General features: G+C 41.6%; 15 protein-coding genes. 8 read left to right on the forward strand and 7 right to left on the reverse strand.

The window, feature by feature from the left end; genetic code table 11:
- Position 1 precedes the first annotated feature (1 nt).
- Complete coding sequence (gene rapA / locus BKK48_RS07295) at positions 2-2,788, reverse strand: RNA polymerase-associated protein RapA (protein WP_077427470.1); 2,787 nt, start codon at positions 2,786-2,788, stop codon at positions 2-4.
- 177 nt (positions 2,789-2,965) lie between these two features.
- Between rapA and pnuC the strand changes: the two genes are divergently transcribed.
- Positions 2,966-3,637: a nicotinamide riboside transporter PnuC gene (gene pnuC / locus BKK48_RS07300; RefSeq protein WP_077427471.1), complete on the forward strand. Its 672-nt coding sequence runs from the start codon at positions 2,966-2,968 to the stop codon at positions 3,635-3,637.
- Positions 3,638-3,697: 60 nt separating this feature from the next.
- On the opposite strand, the gene BKK48_RS07305 is transcribed toward pnuC, so the two are convergent.
- Entirely contained in the window at positions 3,698-4,396 is a 699-nt protein-coding gene (locus tag BKK48_RS07305) for a tRNA1(Val) (adenine(37)-N6)-methyltransferase (RefSeq protein WP_077427472.1), read from the reverse strand.
- Positions 4,397-4,495: 99 nt separating this feature from the next.
- On the opposite strand from BKK48_RS07305, the gene srmB reads away from it, so the two are divergent.
- Together srmB and BKK48_RS07315 are read left to right on the forward strand one after the other, a co-directional pair.
- Positions 4,496-5,818 (forward strand): ATP-dependent RNA helicase SrmB, encoded by a 1,323-nt coding sequence (gene srmB / locus BKK48_RS07310; protein WP_077427473.1) that lies wholly within the window; start codon positions 4,496-4,498, stop codon positions 5,816-5,818.
- 171 nt (positions 5,819-5,989) lie between these two features.
- On the forward strand, positions 5,990-7,213 hold the full coding sequence (locus BKK48_RS07315) for an ATP-binding protein (RefSeq protein WP_077427474.1): 1,224 nt from the start codon (positions 5,990-5,992) through the stop codon (positions 7,211-7,213).
- A gap of 164 nt (positions 7,214-7,377) precedes the next feature.
- Here the strand turns inward: BKK48_RS07315 and BKK48_RS07320 are convergent, their stop codons facing one another.
- From BKK48_RS07320 to BKK48_RS07330, 3 genes are all read right to left on the reverse strand, one after another.
- Entirely contained in the window at positions 7,378-7,704 is a 327-nt protein-coding gene (locus tag BKK48_RS07320; RefSeq protein ID WP_077427475.1) for a zinc ribbon domain-containing protein YjdM, read from the reverse strand.
- A gap of 110 nt (positions 7,705-7,814) precedes the next feature.
- Positions 7,815-8,000: a zf-HC2 domain-containing protein gene (locus BKK48_RS07325; protein ID WP_077427476.1), complete on the reverse strand. Its 186-nt coding sequence runs from the start codon at positions 7,998-8,000 to the stop codon at positions 7,815-7,817.
- A gap of 9 nt (positions 8,001-8,009) precedes the next feature.
- Positions 8,010-8,558: a sigma-70 family RNA polymerase sigma factor gene (locus BKK48_RS07330; protein WP_077427477.1), complete on the reverse strand. Its 549-nt coding sequence runs from the start codon at positions 8,556-8,558 to the stop codon at positions 8,010-8,012.
- A gap of 111 nt (positions 8,559-8,669) precedes the next feature.
- Here BKK48_RS07330 and BKK48_RS07335 point away from each other — a divergent pair, with 111 nt between their 5' ends.
- On the forward strand, positions 8,670-8,954 hold the full coding sequence (locus BKK48_RS07335) for a hypothetical protein (RefSeq protein ID WP_077427478.1): 285 nt from the start codon (positions 8,670-8,672) through the stop codon (positions 8,952-8,954).
- A 32-nt stretch (positions 8,955-8,986) separates the two neighbouring features.
- Here the strand turns inward: BKK48_RS07335 and prfC are convergent, their stop codons facing one another.
- A complete protein-coding gene (prfC, locus tag BKK48_RS07340) occupies positions 8,987-10,567 on the reverse strand; it encodes a peptide chain release factor 3 (protein ID WP_077427479.1) in 1,581 nt (526 codons plus the stop codon).
- Positions 10,568-10,742: 175 nt separating this feature from the next.
- On the opposite strand from prfC, the gene BKK48_RS07345 reads away from it, so the two are divergent.
- Both BKK48_RS07345 and argG read left to right on the forward strand, forming a co-directional pair.
- The gene (locus BKK48_RS07345; RefSeq protein WP_077427480.1) at positions 10,743-11,609 is read left to right on the forward strand and encodes a phosphoribosylaminoimidazolesuccinocarboxamide synthase; all 867 of its coding nucleotides are present in this window, start codon (positions 10,743-10,745) and stop codon (positions 11,607-11,609) included.
- 175 nt (positions 11,610-11,784) lie between these two features.
- A complete protein-coding gene (gene argG, locus BKK48_RS07350; protein ID WP_077427481.1) occupies positions 11,785-13,119 on the forward strand; it encodes an argininosuccinate synthase in 1,335 nt (444 codons plus the stop codon).
- 56 nt (positions 13,120-13,175) lie between these two features.
- On the opposite strand, the gene BKK48_RS07355 is transcribed toward argG, so the two are convergent.
- Positions 13,176-13,880: a YggS family pyridoxal phosphate-dependent enzyme gene (locus tag BKK48_RS07355; RefSeq protein WP_077427482.1), complete on the reverse strand. Its 705-nt coding sequence runs from the start codon at positions 13,878-13,880 to the stop codon at positions 13,176-13,178.
- Positions 13,881-14,193: 313 nt separating this feature from the next.
- Here BKK48_RS07355 and thrA point away from each other — a divergent pair, with 313 nt between their 5' ends.
- Entirely contained in the window at positions 14,194-16,641 is a 2,448-nt protein-coding gene (gene thrA, locus BKK48_RS07360; RefSeq protein WP_077427483.1) for a bifunctional aspartate kinase/homoserine dehydrogenase I, read from the forward strand.
- Between the two features lie 12 nt (positions 16,642-16,653).
- On the forward strand, positions 16,654-17,598 hold the full coding sequence (gene thrB / locus BKK48_RS07365; RefSeq protein WP_077427484.1) for a homoserine kinase: 945 nt from the start codon (positions 16,654-16,656) through the stop codon (positions 17,596-17,598).
- Positions 17,599-17,603: the final 5 nt, after the last annotated feature.

Below are 17,603 nucleotides of genomic sequence, written 5' to 3' on the forward strand. Positions count from 1 at the left end.
ATTATTCCTTATTAGTAACGATAACCCGAAGGCTATCTAATCGCCATGTTGCTTTTGCCAACGCTTCTAAAGATTGATTACGCTGTGCTGTTAAAATCTCAATTTCACTTTGGCGAATATTTTTATTCACCTTTTGTAGGGCTTGTAATCGATTAATTTCCGCACTCAAGCTTTGCTCTGCCAATGTCTGTGCTTGGTTAATAGAGGCTTGGGCAAGAGGTCGGATCTGTTTTTCACCAAGGGCAAATAATTGTTCTAAAGTTGGTCGTGCCATTTTGACCATTTTATTGGCGATATCTCGACCAAGAGGCTTTAATTTGCTGTGTAAGGTGTCGAAAGCGACCTGTTCCGCAAGATTATTCCCCTTATTGTCGAGCAGTAAGCGAATAGGGGTAGGCGGTAGGAAACGATTAAGCTGTAATCCTTTCGGTGATTGTGTTTCCACTATATAAATTAATTCTAACAATAATGTTCCGGCAGGTAATTGCTTGTTTATCAATAGTGCCATCGCCGCTTTGCCAAGATCACCGGAGGCAATGAGGTCGATACCCTGACGGATCATCGGGTGATCCCAAGTAAGAAATTCCAATTCTTCACGGGCAAGGGCGAGAGGGCGATCAAAGGTGACCGTTACCCCTTCTTCTTTTAAGCCCGGGAAATCGGGAATAAGCATCGTACCTGTTGGGGTGAGTACAAGGCTGTTTTCACCGAGATCCTCTTGCTCGAGTCCAATAATATCAAACAAATTGAGGGCAAAATTGACTAATTCTGCCTCATTATCTTGCGCTGCGATGGCATTGGCTAGATGTTTTGCCTGTTCTCCACCGTTGGAGTTGAGTTCTAAAAGGCGATCACGCCCTTGTTCTAAGGCGATTTTAAGCGTTTCCCGTGCTTGTTTCGTGTCAGCAATCAGGTTGTCGAGGTCTGAAAGTGCGGTTAAATTTGACCGCACTTTTTGTAGTGCTTCAGTGAATTGTTCAAATAATGTCATCCCCATTGGCGCGGTTTGCTCAAAGGCATTTAATCCCTCGTGATACCAGCGGGCCAATACTTCATCGGCAGATTTTTCCACATAAGGAACATAAATTTGCACATCCTGTAATTGTCCGATACGGTCTAAGCGCCCGATACATTGTTCAAGTAAATCAGGGTTTTGTGGCAAATCAAATAAGACTAAGGTATCTGAAAATTGGAAATTACGTCCTTCCGAGCCGATACTGGAACTGAGCAAAACCTGTGCGCCATTTTCCCCATCGGCAAAATAAGCAGCAGCTCGATCACGCTCAATAATCGACATATTTTCGTGGAAAACTGCGGCACGAATCCCTTCTTTTTCCCGTAAATATTGTTCAAGGTAAATGGCGGTTTGCGCACGTTGGCAAATGACAAAGATTTTTTTATCACGTTGTGTTTTTAAAAAATCTAATAGCCATTGGGTTTTCGCCTCTTCCGTTTGAGTTCCATTTTCAGCTGTTAGCCTAATCGGGTGATAAATACGTTGTGGAAAGCCTTTCACCCCTTGGCGTGTATTGCGGAATAACACACGGCTTGTGCCATGGCGATCAATTAAGTTTTCCACTAATGTTTGACGTGCCTTTTGTTGGATTTCCGTATTTGAGGAAGCTAAGGATTCGAACAGGGGATCGAGATGTTGCTCTTTTAATAGGGTCGCAATATGGTTTTTTTCTGCCTCATTTAAAGGCTTATCCATTAATAACGATTGCACGGCATCGGCAACCGGTTGATAGTGCTGTTGCTCTTTTTGAAAGGCGGCATAATCAAAAAAGCGTTCGGGATCGAGTAACCGCAAGCGGGCGAAGTGGCTTTCTTGCCCAAGTTGCTCCGGGGTGGCGGTGAGTAACAAAACCGATGGAATTTTATTGGCAAGTTGTTCAACGCATAAATACGCACAGCTTGGTGCGGTTTCCGACCAAACTAAATGATGGGCTTCGTCCACAATCAGGCAGTCAAACCCCGCTTCAAGGGCTTGTTGCGCTCGTTTTGGCGAGTTGACTAACCAATCTAAGGCACAAATAATCAGCGATTCCGAGATAAAAGGATTTTCTTCCGTGTCGGCGAAATCAGCACAGCGTTCTTCATCAAACAGTGAAAAATGCAAATTAAATCGGCGGAGCATTTCAACCAGCCATTGGTGTTGTAAACTTTCAGGCACAATCACTAATACACGTTGCACTTTTTCGGCAAACAGTTGATTTTGTAAAATCATCCCGGCCTCAATGGTTTTGCCTAATCCCACTTCATCGGCAAGTAATACTCGAGGATTTACCCGGTTTCCCACTTCAGCCGCAATGTGCAATTGGTGAGGAATGAGCCCTGCCCGAATACCGCGTAATCCTCGTAGTGGTGATTGAAATTGAGCCTGTTGATGTTTTAGGGTGCGATAACGTAACGCAAAATGATGACTACGATCTAACTGTGCAGAAAAGAGCCGATCTTTTGCCGAACTGAAAGAAATCAGCGGTGAAATATCGTTTTCTTGCACGATAATTTGGCTGCCTTGCGGGTTTTCCACCAAATAAAAATTTAAGCCATTCATGGTTTGAATATCCACAACCTTACCTTGCCAACCCTCTTTGTGCTTTAGTGCTTCGCCTTTGTTAAATTGGATACGAGTTAGAGGGGCTTGGGCGATCGCATAAATGCGTGTTTCGTCAGAAGCGGGGAAATGTAAGGTGACCGTGCGGCTATCAAAGGCAGTCACCGTGCCTAATCCTAAATTATTTTCACTTCCGCTTAACCAACGCTGTCCAAGGGCAAAAGGGGTCATACCATTCTCTTCGTTTCATTTACTTAAATTCGGGCGGCTATTGTAGCCCGATTGAAAGGGAAAGCAATGAAAACTGTGATCGCTATCACGTCTGTGGTGGTACTTCTGATTCTATGCTTTACTTTGCCAAAGTGCGGTGTAAAAATGGTGCGATTTTTCGTTATTATGGAGTAAAAAATGGATTGGTCTGAACGTCTTAAACGTGAATTTTTATCCGGTTGGAAACCTTTTGAAGTCCTGTGGCTTGTCGTGTTTATTGTGGCGCAAATTTGGGCGTATGTGCAAGCACCGGATTCATTGTTAGCCATGATTTCCGGTATTTCAGGCATTTTATGCGTGGTATTGGTGAGTAAAGGAAAAATCAGCAATTATTTCTTCGGTTTGATTTTTGCTTATAGCTATTTTTATGTGGCATGGGGACAAAATTTCCTAGGTGAAATGAATACCGTGCTTTACGTCTATTTACCGGCACAATTTATCGGCTATTTCATGTGGAAAAACAATCTACAAAATGACAATGGCGGTGACAGCGTGATAGCAAAAGCGCTCAGCCCAAAAGGTTGGGTTGCTCTTGCACTGTTTATCGGGATTGGCACACTGTTATTTGTACAAGCCTTACAGGCAGCGGGCGGAAGCTCAACAGGGTTAGACGGGCTCACCACCATTATTGTAGTGGCAGCCCAGTTGTTGATGATTTTACGTTATCGTGAACAATGGCTTTTGTGGATTGTGCTGAATGTACTTTCTATTATTCTATGGGCAGAAACACCGGCAATGTATTTAATGTATAGTGCCTATTTACTGAACTCCCTCTACGGTTATTACAACTGGACGAAGCTGACAAAATAAGCGCAATATTTCTCTATTGACAAAGAAAAAGGCAACTCTAATTTAGGGTTGCCTTTATCATTAAAATTTCAAATAAAAGTCCTTGGTTAATTCAATAAATTCCTTGGTATAACGGTTTTCCTCATCGTAAATCACAATTTTATCATGCACAAATGGCTGTGATTGTTTGGAGAAGGTGATGAGCATTCTTTGTGGCGATTTGCCGATTTTCGTGATGATCTCCGTTTGTTTGAGGCAATAAAGTGCGGTCAGTTTTTCGAGGTTTTTTGCCGCTTCATAGGGCAGAACAAAACTGATTTTTCCCTTTTCAGATAAACGTTCAGCCGCCCAGTTCAGCCAATCTAAATGACTTTGTTTGGTATAACGGGCGAGTGAGCGTTCTTCGTTTTTACATTCCACGCCTTGTTCAAAATAAGGCGGGTTAGCTACGATGAGATCAAAGGTTTCGGAGGTGGTATGCAAAAAATCTCGCACATCTGTTTGAATCAGATTAATACGTTCCAGCCAAGGGGAATGGGCAATATTCTCTCGTGCTTGTTGGGCGGCATTAGGGTCTAATTCCACCGCAGAAATGAAACAATCTGCTGAACTTCGTTGTGCGAGCATTAAAGCTAACAGACCGCTACCACAACCCATATCTAACACCTTTTTAGCTTGCTCAACATCCGCCCAAGCGCCCAATAAAATGCTGTCTGTGCCCACTTTCATGGCACAATGTTGTTGATTAATATGGAATTGTTTAAAGGTGAAACGACTCATAAATATCTCTTAAATTGACCGCACTTTCCCGTTTATTTTTAGGCGTTTCGGGGCTTTTCAGGTATAATTCGCCCAATTTTAACAAAGAACCGTACAATAATGAATTTTCCCCAATTTGAGCAATTCGATCTTTCCCCTGAGCTTCTTCAAGCCCTTGAAAAAAAAGGCTACTCACGCCCAACAGCAATCCAATTAAATGCGATACCGGCGGCAATGGAAGCCCGTGATGTGTTAGGTTCTGCCCCAACCGGAACAGGAAAAACCGCAGCATTTCTATTGCCTGCATTGCAACATTTGCTTGATTATCCACGCCGTAAGCCGGGCCCACCGAGAATTTTGGTATTAACGCCCACCCGAGAATTAGCTATGCAGGTATCGCAACAGGCAGAAGAATTGGCGCAATTTACCCATTTAAAGATCGCCACTATTACCGGTGGTGTGGCGTATCAAAATCACGGCGAAGTATTTAACACCAATCAAGATTTGGTGGTGGCCACACCGGGGCGCTTATTACAGTATATTCAGGAAGAAAATTTTGATTGTCGTTCGGTGGAAATCCTCATTTTTGATGAAGCCGACAGAATGTTACAAATGGGATTTGGGCAAGATGCGGAAAAAATTGCAGCGGAAACCCGTTGGCGTAAACAAACCCTCTTGTTTTCTGCCACCCTTGAAGGCGAGTTGTTGGTAGATTTTGCCGAACGTTTACTTAATGACCCCGTAAAAGTGGACGCAGAACCCAGCCGCCGTGAGCGGAAGAAAATCAATCAGTGGTATTACCACGCTGACAGTTATGAACACAAAGTGAAATTATTAGCACGTTTTATCGAAATAGAAAATGTCCATCGTGGTGTGGTGTTCGTACGCCGCCGTGAAGCGGCACGAGAGCTGGCAGAAATTTTACGCAAGCGGGGAATTCGCTCCACCTATTTGGAGGGGGAAATGGCACAAACCCAGCGTAATCATGCCATTGATAAATTAAAATCAGATGTGGTAACGGTGTTAGTGGCAACCGATGTGGCAGCGCGTGGTATTGACATTGATGATGTTAGCCATGTGATGAATTTCGATCTGCCATACAGTGCAGACACTTATCTACATCGTATTGGACGCACCGCTCGAGCAGGCAAAAAAGGGACGGCAGTTTCTTTTGTGGAAGCGCATGACTATAAATTACTCGGCAAAATTAAGCGTTATACAGAAGAAATCCTAAAGGCGCGAATTTTGGAAGGCTTAGAACCCCGCACCAAACCACCGAAAGACGGCGAAATTAAATCGGTGACGAAAAAACAAAAAGCCCGCATTAAAACCAAACGCGAAGAAAAGAAAAAAGAAGCGGCAAAGAAAAAGGTGAAATTGCGACACAAGGATACGAAAAATATTGGAAAACGGAGAAAACCAAGCTCCCCGAAAGAAAATTAAGAGCAAAAAGTGCGGTTAAATATTTCAGTAAATTTTGAGATAACCGCACTTTTTATTATCTTAAATCCAGTTTAATTTACGATTTTGTCGTAGATTAAACTGGATTTTTCTTTACTTTTGATTAAAAAATGAGTTTAATCTACGATCATATCTTAGAATAAACTTAATTTTATGTCTTTTTATATTCGTCAAATGCAATCTTTATTGCAAAGTTTAATGAAGCAGTTTCCTGCAGTTTTAGTTACCGGCCCAAGACAGGTAGGAAAATCTACTCTTTTACAACATATTGGCAAAGATTATCACTATGTGAGTTTTGATGATCCCATATTGCTTTCTATGGCAAGAAATGATCCTACTTTGTTTATGTTAAATCACAAAGGAAAACTGATTTTGGATGAGGTGCAATATGCGCCAGCGCTTTTTTCAAGTCTTAAATTAGCGATTGATACACAAAAAACAAACGGGTTATTTTTGTTGTCGGGATCGCAAGCTTTCCAGTTAATGCAAAATGTCACAGAAACCTTAGCGGGCCGGATTGCTGTGCTGAAACTGCAAGGTTTTTCTCTACGGGAAATTCAGCAGGTGGATTTTTATCCTCCCTTTATTCCTCATTTAGATTATCTTAACGAACGAGAAAAGTATTCAAAACCCATTGAAAATATTTGGAAAATCATCCATCAGGGCTATATGCCACGTCTTTATGAACAGGAAACGAACTGGGATATTTATTATGCATCCTATGTATCTACTTACATTGAACGGGATGTTCGTAGCTTAACTCATATCAATAACCTCAGTGATTTCACTCGTTTTATGGTCGCTATTGCTGCTCGAAGTGGAGAATTGCTCAATTATAGCAATGTAGCACAAGAAGTTGGTGTATCCCTTGATACGATTAAACGTTGGACAGCGATTCTTGAAACCTCGGGGATCATTTATTTGCTTAAACCCTACAGCAATAATCATCTTAAACGAGTGGTAAAAACGCCTAAAGTTTATATGCTTGATACAGGATTGATGGCGTGGCTCACAAAATGGCTTACACCTGAAACGATTTCTCAAGGAGCAAAAAGAGGTCAATTTTTTGAAACCTTCGTTATGAGTGAAGTGATCAAATCTTTTTATAACAATGGCCTTGAGCCACCGATTTACTTTTATCGGGATACTAACCAAAAAGAAATTGATCTCTTGATAGAATATGATCGCACACTTTATCCAGTGGAAATAAAAACTTCTGCATCGCCAGATAAAAAAATGGCAAAATCTTTTGGTTTTTTGAAAGAAAACTTACCAAGTGAGGAAATTCAGGTTGGTAATGGGGTGATTATCAATTTATATCCACAAAAATTATGGTTATCTGGAGATTTAGTGGCATTGCCTGTGTGGGAATTGTAAATATAGTATGTTAATAATTGATGGCTAAAATCGAATAAGGTGAACTTATCATTCGACACCGGCTAAAAATGAACTCAATCAATAAAAAACCTGCTTTGAATGTGATTTCAAAAGCAGGTTTTTTTATAGATAATGGCTCTAGCGGTATCAATTAGTGATGCTTACTATGCCTTTTTCAAAAACTCGGATTTCAACATAATCTTGCCACAATCCACGTTGTGATCGCCTTTGGCTAAACGGATGTTTTTGAATTTTGTGCCTTTTTTCAACACTTCTGATGAGCCTTTTAATTTGAGATCTTTAATTAAAAGCACATCATCACCGTCAGAAAGCAAGTTGCCATTGCTGTCTTTCACAATAAGTTGATCATCATCGACTTCCACTGTTTCTGTGCCGTTCCATTCATAGCCGCAGTCCGGGCAAACGAAATTGACTGAATCATGATAAACATATTCACCTTGGCATTTTGGGCAAGTCGGCATGTGTTCCATTGGGTTTTCCTTTTTTATTCAATAATAAATGGCGTGCGAGTATAGCAAAAAACGGGCTATTCACCAAAAGTGCGGTCATTTTTGAATGATTTTTTAGGGCAAATAAACGCCTATTTGTTATTTTTTGAATTTTTTGCAAATGCCTTCATTAATTGGCTTAGTTCATCACAATTTTGTCTAAAATGACGGCAATGGGAGCAGGTCATTAAATGAAGACGTAAACCGATCTTTTCTTGTAAATTGAGCGGACGTTCATGAGAATCGGATATGATTTTTGTCGCTTGACGGCAACGCATAGCGGCTCCTTATAATTTTCGGGAAAGACAATGTTGTAGTTGTAAACGGGCACGATAAAGGGTGGTATGTAAATTGGATGTGGTTAACTGCATTTCTTGACAAATCTCATCGGATGATAAGTCTAAGAATTCACGCATCATAAAAATTCGGGCTTGCTGAGCGGGTAGGCAAGTGAGACAGGTTTCAAAAATCAACCAAAATTCTTCGGCATACACTTTTTCTTCATTATCCTTTAAACAGTTGGGGGTATAAGCTAAGTTCCAATGGCCGGCTTCATCAAAGAAGGTATTGGGTGCCTCTTCCTCTTCTATTTCACTTTCTAACACCAATCGTCCTTTCTGGCGGAAATAATCAATAATTTTATTTTTCAGAATAGCAAACATCCAGGTTTTAAATGCCGCCTCCCGTTTAAAATGAGTGATATTTTTAAATGCACTTAAAAAGGCTTCTTGCACAAGATCTTCAGCGAGTTCATGGTGGTGTAATTGTAATTTTGCAAATTTCAGCATCTGCTGCCGAATGGCATACAATTCCTTTTCAGAAATTTGATTAGGCATTGTTATTCCTTTAAAAAATTTGTAAGAAATGAAAAATTTCCTCGTCTAACATCAATGAATGAATTAACTTCGTTCGAAAAATAATGTATCACTTATAAGAGGAAACTAAAAATGAAAAATATTACCTTAAAAAGCGCATTTATCAGTATGGCGGTATTATTGGGAAGTAGTGCTTATGCCTCATCAATGTCAGCAGATTGCTCAAAAGATAAAATGGGTTGTGAAAAAGAGATGTCAATGAAATCCGACAGCATGATGAAAGAGGAGATGAAAATGAAGTCTGACAGCATGATGAAAGATGAGATGAAAATGAAGTCTGACAGCATGATGAAAGAGGACATGAAAATGAAATCTGACAGTATGATGAAAGAAGAAATGAAAAAAGAGAAAATGTAATATGAAAAGAGCGGTCAAAATTGACCGCTTTTTTAGTGTTCACGGGTTTTGAAAAACGCTACGTCAGGATAACGTTCTTGAGCTAAATTTAAATTCACCATAGTTGGGGCGATATAAGTGAGATTATCACCGCCGTCTAAGGCTAAATTTTGCTCGTTTTTACGTTTAAATTCTTCAAATTTTTTGCCATCGCTACATTCAACCCAACGTGCAGTTGCCACGTTCACATTTTCGTAAATGGCTTCTACATTGTATTCTGTTTTCAGGCGGGAAACGACCACATCAAATTGCAATACGCCCACCGCACCTACGATTAAATCATTATTGATAAGTGGACGGAACACCTGCACAGCACCTTCTTCGGAAAGTTGCACTAACCCTTTTAATAGCTGCTTTTGTTTGAGGGGATCTTTCAGGCGAATTCGGCGGAAAAGTTCAGGCGCAAAGTTTGGAATACCCGTAAATTTTAGATTTTCGCCTTGGGTGAAGGTATCGCCAATTTGGATTGTGCCATGGTTATGCAAACCGATAATATCGCCGGCATAGGCTTCTTCTGCATGTGAGCGATCGCCTGCCATAAAGGTTAAGGCATCGGAGATCACTACATCTTTACCGATACGAACGTGCTTTAATTTCATTCCTTTTTCATATTTGCCGGATACCACACGCATAAAGGCGACACGGTCTCGGTGTTTTGGATCCATATTGGCTTGGATTTTGAACACAAAACCGGTAAATTTTTCTTCTGAGCTTTCCACCGTGCGGGTATCTGCTTGGCGAGCCTGTGGTTTAGGCGCCCATTCTGTTAAACCGTCAAGGAAGTGATCCACACCGAAATTGCCCAGTGCTGTTCCAAAAAAGACAGGGGTTAACTCACCTTTGATAAAGGCATCATATTCAAACTCATTGCTTGCCCCTTGCACTAATTCCAGTTCATCTCGTAATTGTTGAGCTAAATCATCGCCGACTGCCGCATCCAGTTCTGGATTATTCAAGCCTTTTACAATACGCACTTCTTGAATGGTTGAACCTTGCCCTGATTGATATAAATAGGTTTCGTCTTTGCTGAGATGATAAACACCTTTAAACAATTTACCGCAGCCGATTGGCCAAGTGATAGGCGCACAACGAATTTGCAGCACATTTTCCACCTCGTCCAATAATTCCATGGGGTCACGAATATCACGGTCCAGTTTATTCATAAAGGTGATAATCGGCGTATCACGCAGGCGGGTGACTTCCATTAATTTAATTGTCCGTTCCTCAACCCCTTTGGCTGCGTCAATCACCATCAGGCAGCTGTCCACTGCCGTTAAGGTGCGGTAGGTATCTTCAGAGAAATCCTCGTGTCCTGGGGTGTCGAGTAAGTTTACCAAGCAGTCATTATAAGGAAATTGCATCACAGAGGTAGTAATTGAAATACCCCGTTGCTTTTCCATTTCCATCCAGTCGGATTTGGCGTGTGCTGTCGCGCCTTTGCCTTTTACAGAACCGGCGGTTTGAATGGCATTACCATATAAAAGCACTTTTTCGGTAATCGTGGTTTTACCCGCATCGGGGTGGGAAATAATCGCAAATGTTCTGCGTTTATTCACTTCTTGAGGATAAGTCATGATCTTCTCTTGTTGGTAAAAAATGTCCGCTATTCTCGCTGATTTTGGCATTTTGCTCAAATTAAATTGGCAAATTCAGCGAATTTCATTATTTTTTCAAAAATAGCAAACGTTTGCTTAAAAAGTGAGGTACAATGTGCGCCGATTTTTTTATCGCAATAAAAAGGTGCAAACCATGACACAACAAATTCTCAGTCTGAAAAAAATCTACTCCGGCAAAGTACGTGATCTTTATGAAATTGATGATAAGCGAATGTTGATGGTCGCCACAGATCGTCTTTCCGCCTTTGATGTGATTTTAGATGATCCCATTCCACGAAAAGGTGAAATCCTGACACAAATTTCAAACTTTTGGTTTAACAAATTAGCACACATTATGCCCAATCATTTCACAGGCGATTCCGTTTATGATGTGTTGCCAAAGGAAGAAGCCGATTTTGTGAAGGACAGAGCGGTGGTTTGCAAGCGTTTGAATCCGATTAAAATCGAATCCATCGTGCGTGGTTATTTAACCGGAAGCGGGTTAAAGGATTACCAACAAACCGGTACGATTTGCGGTTTGAAATTGCCGGAAGGATTGGTGGAAGCAAGCAAATTGCCCAAACCTATTTTTACCCCTTCAAGCAAAGAAGAAGTGGGAAACCACGATATCAATATTAGCTATGAAGAATGTGAAAAATTAATTGGCGTAGATTTGGCCGCACAAGTGAAAGAAAAGGCCATTGCACTTTATACCGCCGCAGCGGAGTATGCGCTCACTAAAGGCATTATTATTTGTGATACGAAGTTTGAATTCGGTTTAGACGAAAACGGCACGCTAACGTTAATGGATGAAGTGCTTACGCCGGATTCCAGCCGTTTTTGGTCCGTTGAAACTTATCAAGAAGGAACAAATCCCCCTTCTTTTGATAAGCAATTTGTGCGTGACTGGTTAGAAAACAGTGGTTGGAACAAACAACCCCCTGCACCGAAAGTCCCTGCCGATGTGATTGAAAAAACGGTTGCGAAATACCAAGAAGCCTTGGATCTGTTGACACAATAATGCGAGAAATCCCTGCTCGAGAAAGCAGGGATTTTTATGATGCAAAGGGATGAGAAAAATACATCGTTAAATTCGGAAAGCACTGGACAAATGAAAAAAGTGCGGTTATATTTTTGCGAGTTTTTATTCATTTAAAATGATTAAATATTCAAAATAACATCAAGTAAGGAAAAATATGTCAAATACGATTTTACAAAGTTTACCAAAAGGTCAAAAAGTCGGTATTGCTTTCTCTGGGGGGTTAGATACCAGTGCGGCATTACTTTGGATGCGTCAAAAAGGGGCCGTGCCTTATGCTTACACAGCGAATTTAGGTCAGCCTGATGAAGAGGATTATAATGCGATCCCTAAAAAAGCCATGGCTTATGGGGCTGAAAATGCCCGTTTAATTGATTGCCGTGCACAGCTTGTGCATGAAGGGATTGCGGCAATTCAGTGTGGTGCATTTCATATTTCAACAGGCGGTATTCCTTACTTTAATACGACTCCCCTTGGGCGTGCGGTAACCGGTACGATGCTTGTTGCCGCAATGAAAGAAGATGATGTGAATATTTGGGGTGACGGTTCTACCTTCAAAGGTAATGATATCGAGCGTTTTTATCGCTATGGTTTATTAACTAATCCAAAATTAAAAATTTATAAACCTTGGTTGGACGATCAGTTTATTCACGAATTAGGTGGCCGTTTAGAAATGTCACAATTCTTAATTGAGAACGGATTTGACTACAAAATGTCCGTTGAAAAAGCCTATTCAACGGATTCCAACATGCTAGGTGCGACCCACGAAGCGAAAGATTTGGAAGAATTAAGCACTGGGATGAAGATCGTTAAACCTATCATGGGTGTTGCGTTTTGGGATGAAAGTGTTGAAATCAAACCGGAAACCGTCACCGTAACCTTTGAAGAAGGCGTACCGGTAGCGTTAAACGGACAACGCTTTGATGATTCAGTCGAAATGATGCAAGAGGCGAACCGCATTGGTGGCCGTCATGGTTTAGGGATGTCAGACCAAATCGAAAACCGTATTATTGAAGCGAAATCCCGTGGTATTTATGAAGCACCGGGAATGGCATTATTACATATCGCTTATGAGCGTTTAGTGACCGGTATCCATAATGAAGACACCATTGAGCAATATCGCATTAACGGTTTGCGTTTAGGCCGTTTATTGTATCAAGGTCGCTGGTTTGATCCGCAAGCCTTAATGTTGCGTGAAACGGCACAGCGTTGGGTAGCAAAGGCCATTACCGGCACGGTAACCTTAGAATTACGCCGTGGCAATGATTTCACTATTTTAAATACGGAATCGCCGAATTTAACCTATGAAGCGGAACGTTTAAGTATGGAAAAAGTGGAAGATGCACCATTCGACCCAATTGATCGTATCGGTCAATTAACCATGCGTAATCTCGATGTTGCCGACACCCGTGGCAAATTGGGGATCTATGCCGAAACGGGTTTGCTTGCATCAACTAACAATTCTGTGTTGCCACAGTTAGGCAAGAAATAATCATGAGTTGATAGAAATAACCGCACCAAAGTGCGGTTATTTTTTTGGAAGTTTTTCTATTTTGCCGAATAATCCCGTTCACCAAAAATGGCAGTACCGATGCGTACCATTGTTGAACCACATTTTATGGCACTGGGCATATCCTCGCTCATTCCCATAGAAAGGGTATCGATTGGCTGATGTGGAAAGGCTTGTTTGAGCTGTTCAAATAACGCTGCCATTTTTTTAAAGCTTTTTTCTTGTTCGGCAATCTCTGTGGTTGGGGCTGGAATAGCCATTAATCCACGCAGCCGTAAGTGCGGTAAATTTTCGATTTGTTTTGCAAGCTCAAGCATGGCTTCAGGCGCAATACCGGATTTACTTTCTTCATCACTAATATTAATTTGAATTAACACATTTAATGGGGCTTTATTGGCGGGGCGTTGTTCATTCAATCGTTGGGCGATTTTGGCTCTATCAAGGGTTTGCATCCAATCGAAATGTGTCGCAACCAATCGGCTTTTATTGGATTGCAAAGGGCCGATAAAATGCCATTCCAGTGCGATGCCTTGCGCCTCAAAATATTGAATTTTCTCTACACCTTCTTGCACATAATTTTCACCGAAAGCGATTTGTCCTGCTTGATAAGCCGTAAGAATATCGGACACCGGTTTAGTTTTAGACACCGCCAATAACTTTACTGAATTTGCAGGCCGTTGAGCGTGATCGCATAGGCGGTGAATCGTTTGTTGAATGTGTTGTAAATGATGTTGAATATCCATTCAATTCTCCTTGTTCAAAGTGCGGTTAGTTTACACGAAATTTAAGCGAACAAGAAAATTTCCGGTGAATTATCATTTTCTGTTTGACAAGTTAAGGAAATTTCAGTATTTCTAGCACATTCGTTTTGAACGCAAAAACACCATGAAAAACCACCGCACTTTTAACCGCACGACCATTATTATGATGACCATTACGATGTTTAATGGTGCGGGTTGTTAATGCATAGAAAATAGGATACCGAAAACCCGCAATTCAACTGAATGCGGGTTTTTTTATCAATTTTAAAAATACAACATCTTTAGGAGAATTAATATGCGCGTACTCAAATTTGGCGGCACTTCGCTTGCGAATCCTGAACGTTTTTCTCAGGCAGCCAAGCTGATTGAACAAGCCCATTTGGAAGAGCAGGCTGCAGGCGTTTTATCCGCTCCGGCAAAAATTACCAATCACCTTGTTGCCCTCTCTGAAAAAGCCGCATTAAATCAACCCACCGACACGCATTTCAACGAAGCACTCGATATTTTCTATCATATTATTAATGGCTTACATGCAGAAAATAATCAATTTGACTTAGCTGGTACAAAAGCACTGATTGATGCGGAATTTGCTCAAATTAAAGGCTTGTTGGAAGAAATTCGCCAAGCCGGTAAAGTTGAGGATGCAGTGAAAGCCACTATTGATTGTCGGGGGGAAAAACTCTCTATTGCGATGATGAAAGCTTGGTTTGAAGCCCGGGGGTACAGTGTACATATTGTAGATCCGGTCAAACAATTATTGGCAAAAGGGGGGTATTTAGAATCCTCCGTTGAAATTGCCGAATCCACAAAACGGGTTAATGCAGCAAGTATTGCAAAAGATAAAGTGGTATTAATGGCAGGCTTTACTGCGGGTAATGAGAAAGGAGAACTGGTGTTATTAGGCCGTAATGGATCGGATTATTCTGCGGCTTGTTTAGCAGCTTGTTTGAATGCAAGGGTATGTGAAATTTGGACGGATGTGGACGGTGTTTATACCTGTGATCCCCGTTTAGTGCCGGATGCACGATTATTGCCAACCCTTTCTTATCGTGAAGCCATGGAGCTTTCTTATTTTGGGGCAAAAGTAATTCACCCTCGTACTATTGGCCCATTATTGCCACAAAATATTCCTTGTGTGATCAAAAATACCGGTAACCCTTCAGCACCGGGTTCGATCATTGACGGCAATGTGAAATCAGAAGATTTGCAGGTAAAAGGGATCACCAATTTAGATAATTTGGCGATGTTTAATGTTTCCGGCCCGGGAATGCAAGGTATGGTCGGTATGGCGGCTCGTGTCTTTTCAGCGATGTCGAGTGCCGGTATTTCTGTGATTTTAATTACCCAATCTTCCTCTGAGTACAGCATCAGTTTCTGTGTGCCGGTGAAATCTTCAGAAGCCGCGAAAGCGGTGCTTGAGAATGAATTTTCTCACGAACTGGCGGCTCAGCAATTAGAACCGATTGAAGTGATTAAAGATTTATCCATTATCTCTGTGGTAGGCGATGGAATGAAAGAGGCAAAAGGGATTGCCGCCCGTTTCTTCTCTGCATTAGCCCAAGCGAATATCAGCATTGTTGCTATTGCACAGGGTTCGAGCGAACGCTCTATTTCTGCTGTCGTGCCACAAAATAAAGCTATTGAAGCAGTGAAAGCCACGCACCAAGCCCTTTTTAATAATAAAAAAGTGGTGGATATGTTTTTGGTCGGCGTTGGCGGTGTCGGTGGCGAGTTGATAGAGCAGGTAAAGCGCCAAAAGGAGTACTTAGCGAAGAAGGACATTGAAATTCGCATTTGCGCTATTGCCAACTCCAATAAAATGCTGCTCAATGAAAACGGGTTAAATTTAGAAAATTGGAAAACCGATCTTGAAAATGCAACTCAGCCTTCTGACTTTGATGTTTTACTTTCATTCATTAAACTGCATCATGTGGTCAATCCTGTCTTTGTTGATTGCACCTCTGCCGAATCCGTTGCGGGGCTTTATGCTCGTGCTCTAAAAGAAGGCTTTCACGTTGTAACACCGAATAAAAAAGCCAATACAAGGGATCTTACCTATTATCACGAATTACGCAAAAATGCGCAGGCAAGTCAGCATAAGTTTTTATATGAAACCAATGTGGGCGCGGGTTTACCGGTGATTGAAAACTTACAAAATCTTCTTGCTGCCGGTGATGAGTTAGAGCGTTTTGAAGGGATTTTATCCGGCTCACTATCTTTTATTTTTGGTAAATTGGAAGAGGGATTTTCTTTATCGGAGGTGACCGCTCTTGCCCGAGAAAAAGGTTTCACCGAACCGGATCCCCGTGATGATTTATCCGGTCAAGATGTGGCTCGTAAACTCCTTATTCTTGCCCGTGAAGCCGGATTAGAATTAGAACTTTCCGATGTGGAAGTGGAAGGCGTGTTGCCACAAGGTTTCTCAGAGGGGAAATCGGCTAATGAATTTATGGCAATGCTGCCACAACTTGATGCTGATTTTAAAGCTCGTGTGGAGGCGGCGAAAGCGGAAGGAAAGGTATTGCGCTATGTGGGACAAATTAATGAAGGGAAATGCAAAGTTTCCATTGTTGCGGTTGATCAAAACAACCCGCTTTATAAAGTGAAAGACGGTGAAAATGCCTTGGCGTTCTACACTCGCTATTATCAGCCGATTCCATTATTATTACGCGGTTACGGTGCGGGTAATGCAGTCACTGCTGCCGGTATCTTCGCTGATATTTTAAGAACATTACAACACTAATGAGGATGGATGATGTTACGAATTTATGCACCTGCATCCAGCGCAAACATCAGTGTCGGCTTTGACACGCTAGGGGCGGCAATTTCCCCTATTAATGGTTCATTATTGGGTGATGTGATTCAAATTGAATCCATTGCCAGTGGGTTTGAATTGGAAAGCGCAGGCTATTTTGTCCGTAAATTATCTAAAGAACCGCAAAAAAACATTGTTTATCAAGCCTATGTTTTATTCAGTGAGCAATTAAAGTTGCGTGGTAGAAACATCAAGCCGTTACGTTTAACGCTTGAAAAAAATATGCCGATAGGCTCAGGCTTAGGTTCTAGCGCTTGCTCTATTGTGGCAGCATTAGTGGCATTAAACCGATTCCATGATGAGCCTTTTTCCAAAATGGAATTGCTTGAAATGATGGGGGAATTGGAAGGGCGCATTTCGGGCTCTATTCACTATGATAACGTTGCGCCTTGCTATCTTGGCGGCGTGCAATTTATGGTGCAATCCCTCGGTAATATTTGTCAAAAACTGCCGTTTTTTGACAATTGGTATTGGGTTTTGGCTTACCCGGGAATTGAGGTTTCTACTGCCGAAGCCCGTGCGATTCTCCCTAAAAGTTATACACGACAAGATGTGATTGCCCATGGTCGCCATTTAGGTGGTTTTGTTCATGCCTGCCACACCCGCCAAGAAAACTTAGCGGCGATGATGATGAAAGATGTGATTGCTGAACCTTATCGTGAATCATTATTGCCTAATTTTGCGGAGGTCAAACAGGCAACCCGTGATTTAGGGGCGCTTGCTACCGGCATTTCAGGCTCAGGCCCGACCATCTTCTCCATTGCTTCTGATTTACAAACAGCAACCAAACTTGCTACTTATCTTGAACATCATTATTTGCAAAATAATGAGGGATTTGTTCATGTATGCAAGGTGGATAATGAGGGCGCAAGAGAGATTAGCTAATCAGC

The organism is Rodentibacter heidelbergensis (assembly GCF_002000125.1).
GTDB classification, from domain to species: domain Bacteria; phylum Pseudomonadota; class Gammaproteobacteria; order Enterobacterales; family Pasteurellaceae; genus Rodentibacter; species Rodentibacter heidelbergensis.

Excerpts from the sequence above, each read along its gene's own strand:
- srmB (WP_077427473.1), top strand. The coding sequence starts at position 4,496 with ATGAATTTTCCCCAATTTGAGCAATTCGATCTTTCCCCTGAGCTTCTT.
- BKK48_RS07345 (WP_077427480.1), top strand. The coding sequence starts at position 10,743 with ATGACACAACAAATTCTCAGTCTGAAAAAAATCTACTCCGGCAAAGTA.
- BKK48_RS07330 (WP_077427477.1), bottom strand. The coding sequence starts at position 8,558 with ATGCCTAATCAAATTTCTGAAAAGGAATTGTATGCCATTCGGCAGCAG.
- prfC (WP_077427479.1), bottom strand. The coding sequence starts at position 10,567 with ATGACTTATCCTCAAGAAGTGAATAAACGCAGAACATTTGCGATTATT.
- thrB (WP_077427484.1), top strand. The coding sequence starts at position 16,654 with ATGTTACGAATTTATGCACCTGCATCCAGCGCAAACATCAGTGTCGGC.
- BKK48_RS07335 (WP_077427478.1), top strand. The coding sequence starts at position 8,670 with ATGAAAAATATTACCTTAAAAAGCGCATTTATCAGTATGGCGGTATTA.
- pnuC (WP_077427471.1), top strand. The coding sequence starts at position 2,966 with ATGGATTGGTCTGAACGTCTTAAACGTGAATTTTTATCCGGTTGGAAA.
- BKK48_RS07315 (WP_077427474.1), top strand. The coding sequence starts at position 5,990 with ATGTCTTTTTATATTCGTCAAATGCAATCTTTATTGCAAAGTTTAATG.
- argG (WP_077427481.1), top strand. The coding sequence starts at position 11,785 with ATGTCAAATACGATTTTACAAAGTTTACCAAAAGGTCAAAAAGTCGGT.
- BKK48_RS07305 (WP_077427472.1), bottom strand. The coding sequence starts at position 4,396 with ATGAGTCGTTTCACCTTTAAACAATTCCATATTAATCAACAACATTGT.
- BKK48_RS07355 (WP_077427482.1), bottom strand. The coding sequence starts at position 13,880 with ATGGATATTCAACATCATTTACAACACATTCAACAAACGATTCACCGC.
- BKK48_RS07320 (WP_077427475.1), bottom strand. The coding sequence starts at position 7,704 with ATGGAACACATGCCGACTTGCCCAAAATGCCAAGGTGAATATGTTTAT.
- BKK48_RS07325 (WP_077427476.1), bottom strand. The coding sequence starts at position 8,000 with ATGCGTTGCCGTCAAGCGACAAAAATCATATCCGATTCTCATGAACGT.
- rapA (WP_077427470.1), bottom strand. The coding sequence starts at position 2,788 with ATGACCCCTTTTGCCCTTGGACAGCGTTGGTTAAGCGGAAGTGAAAAT.
- thrA (WP_077427483.1), top strand. The coding sequence starts at position 14,194 with ATGCGCGTACTCAAATTTGGCGGCACTTCGCTTGCGAATCCTGAACGT.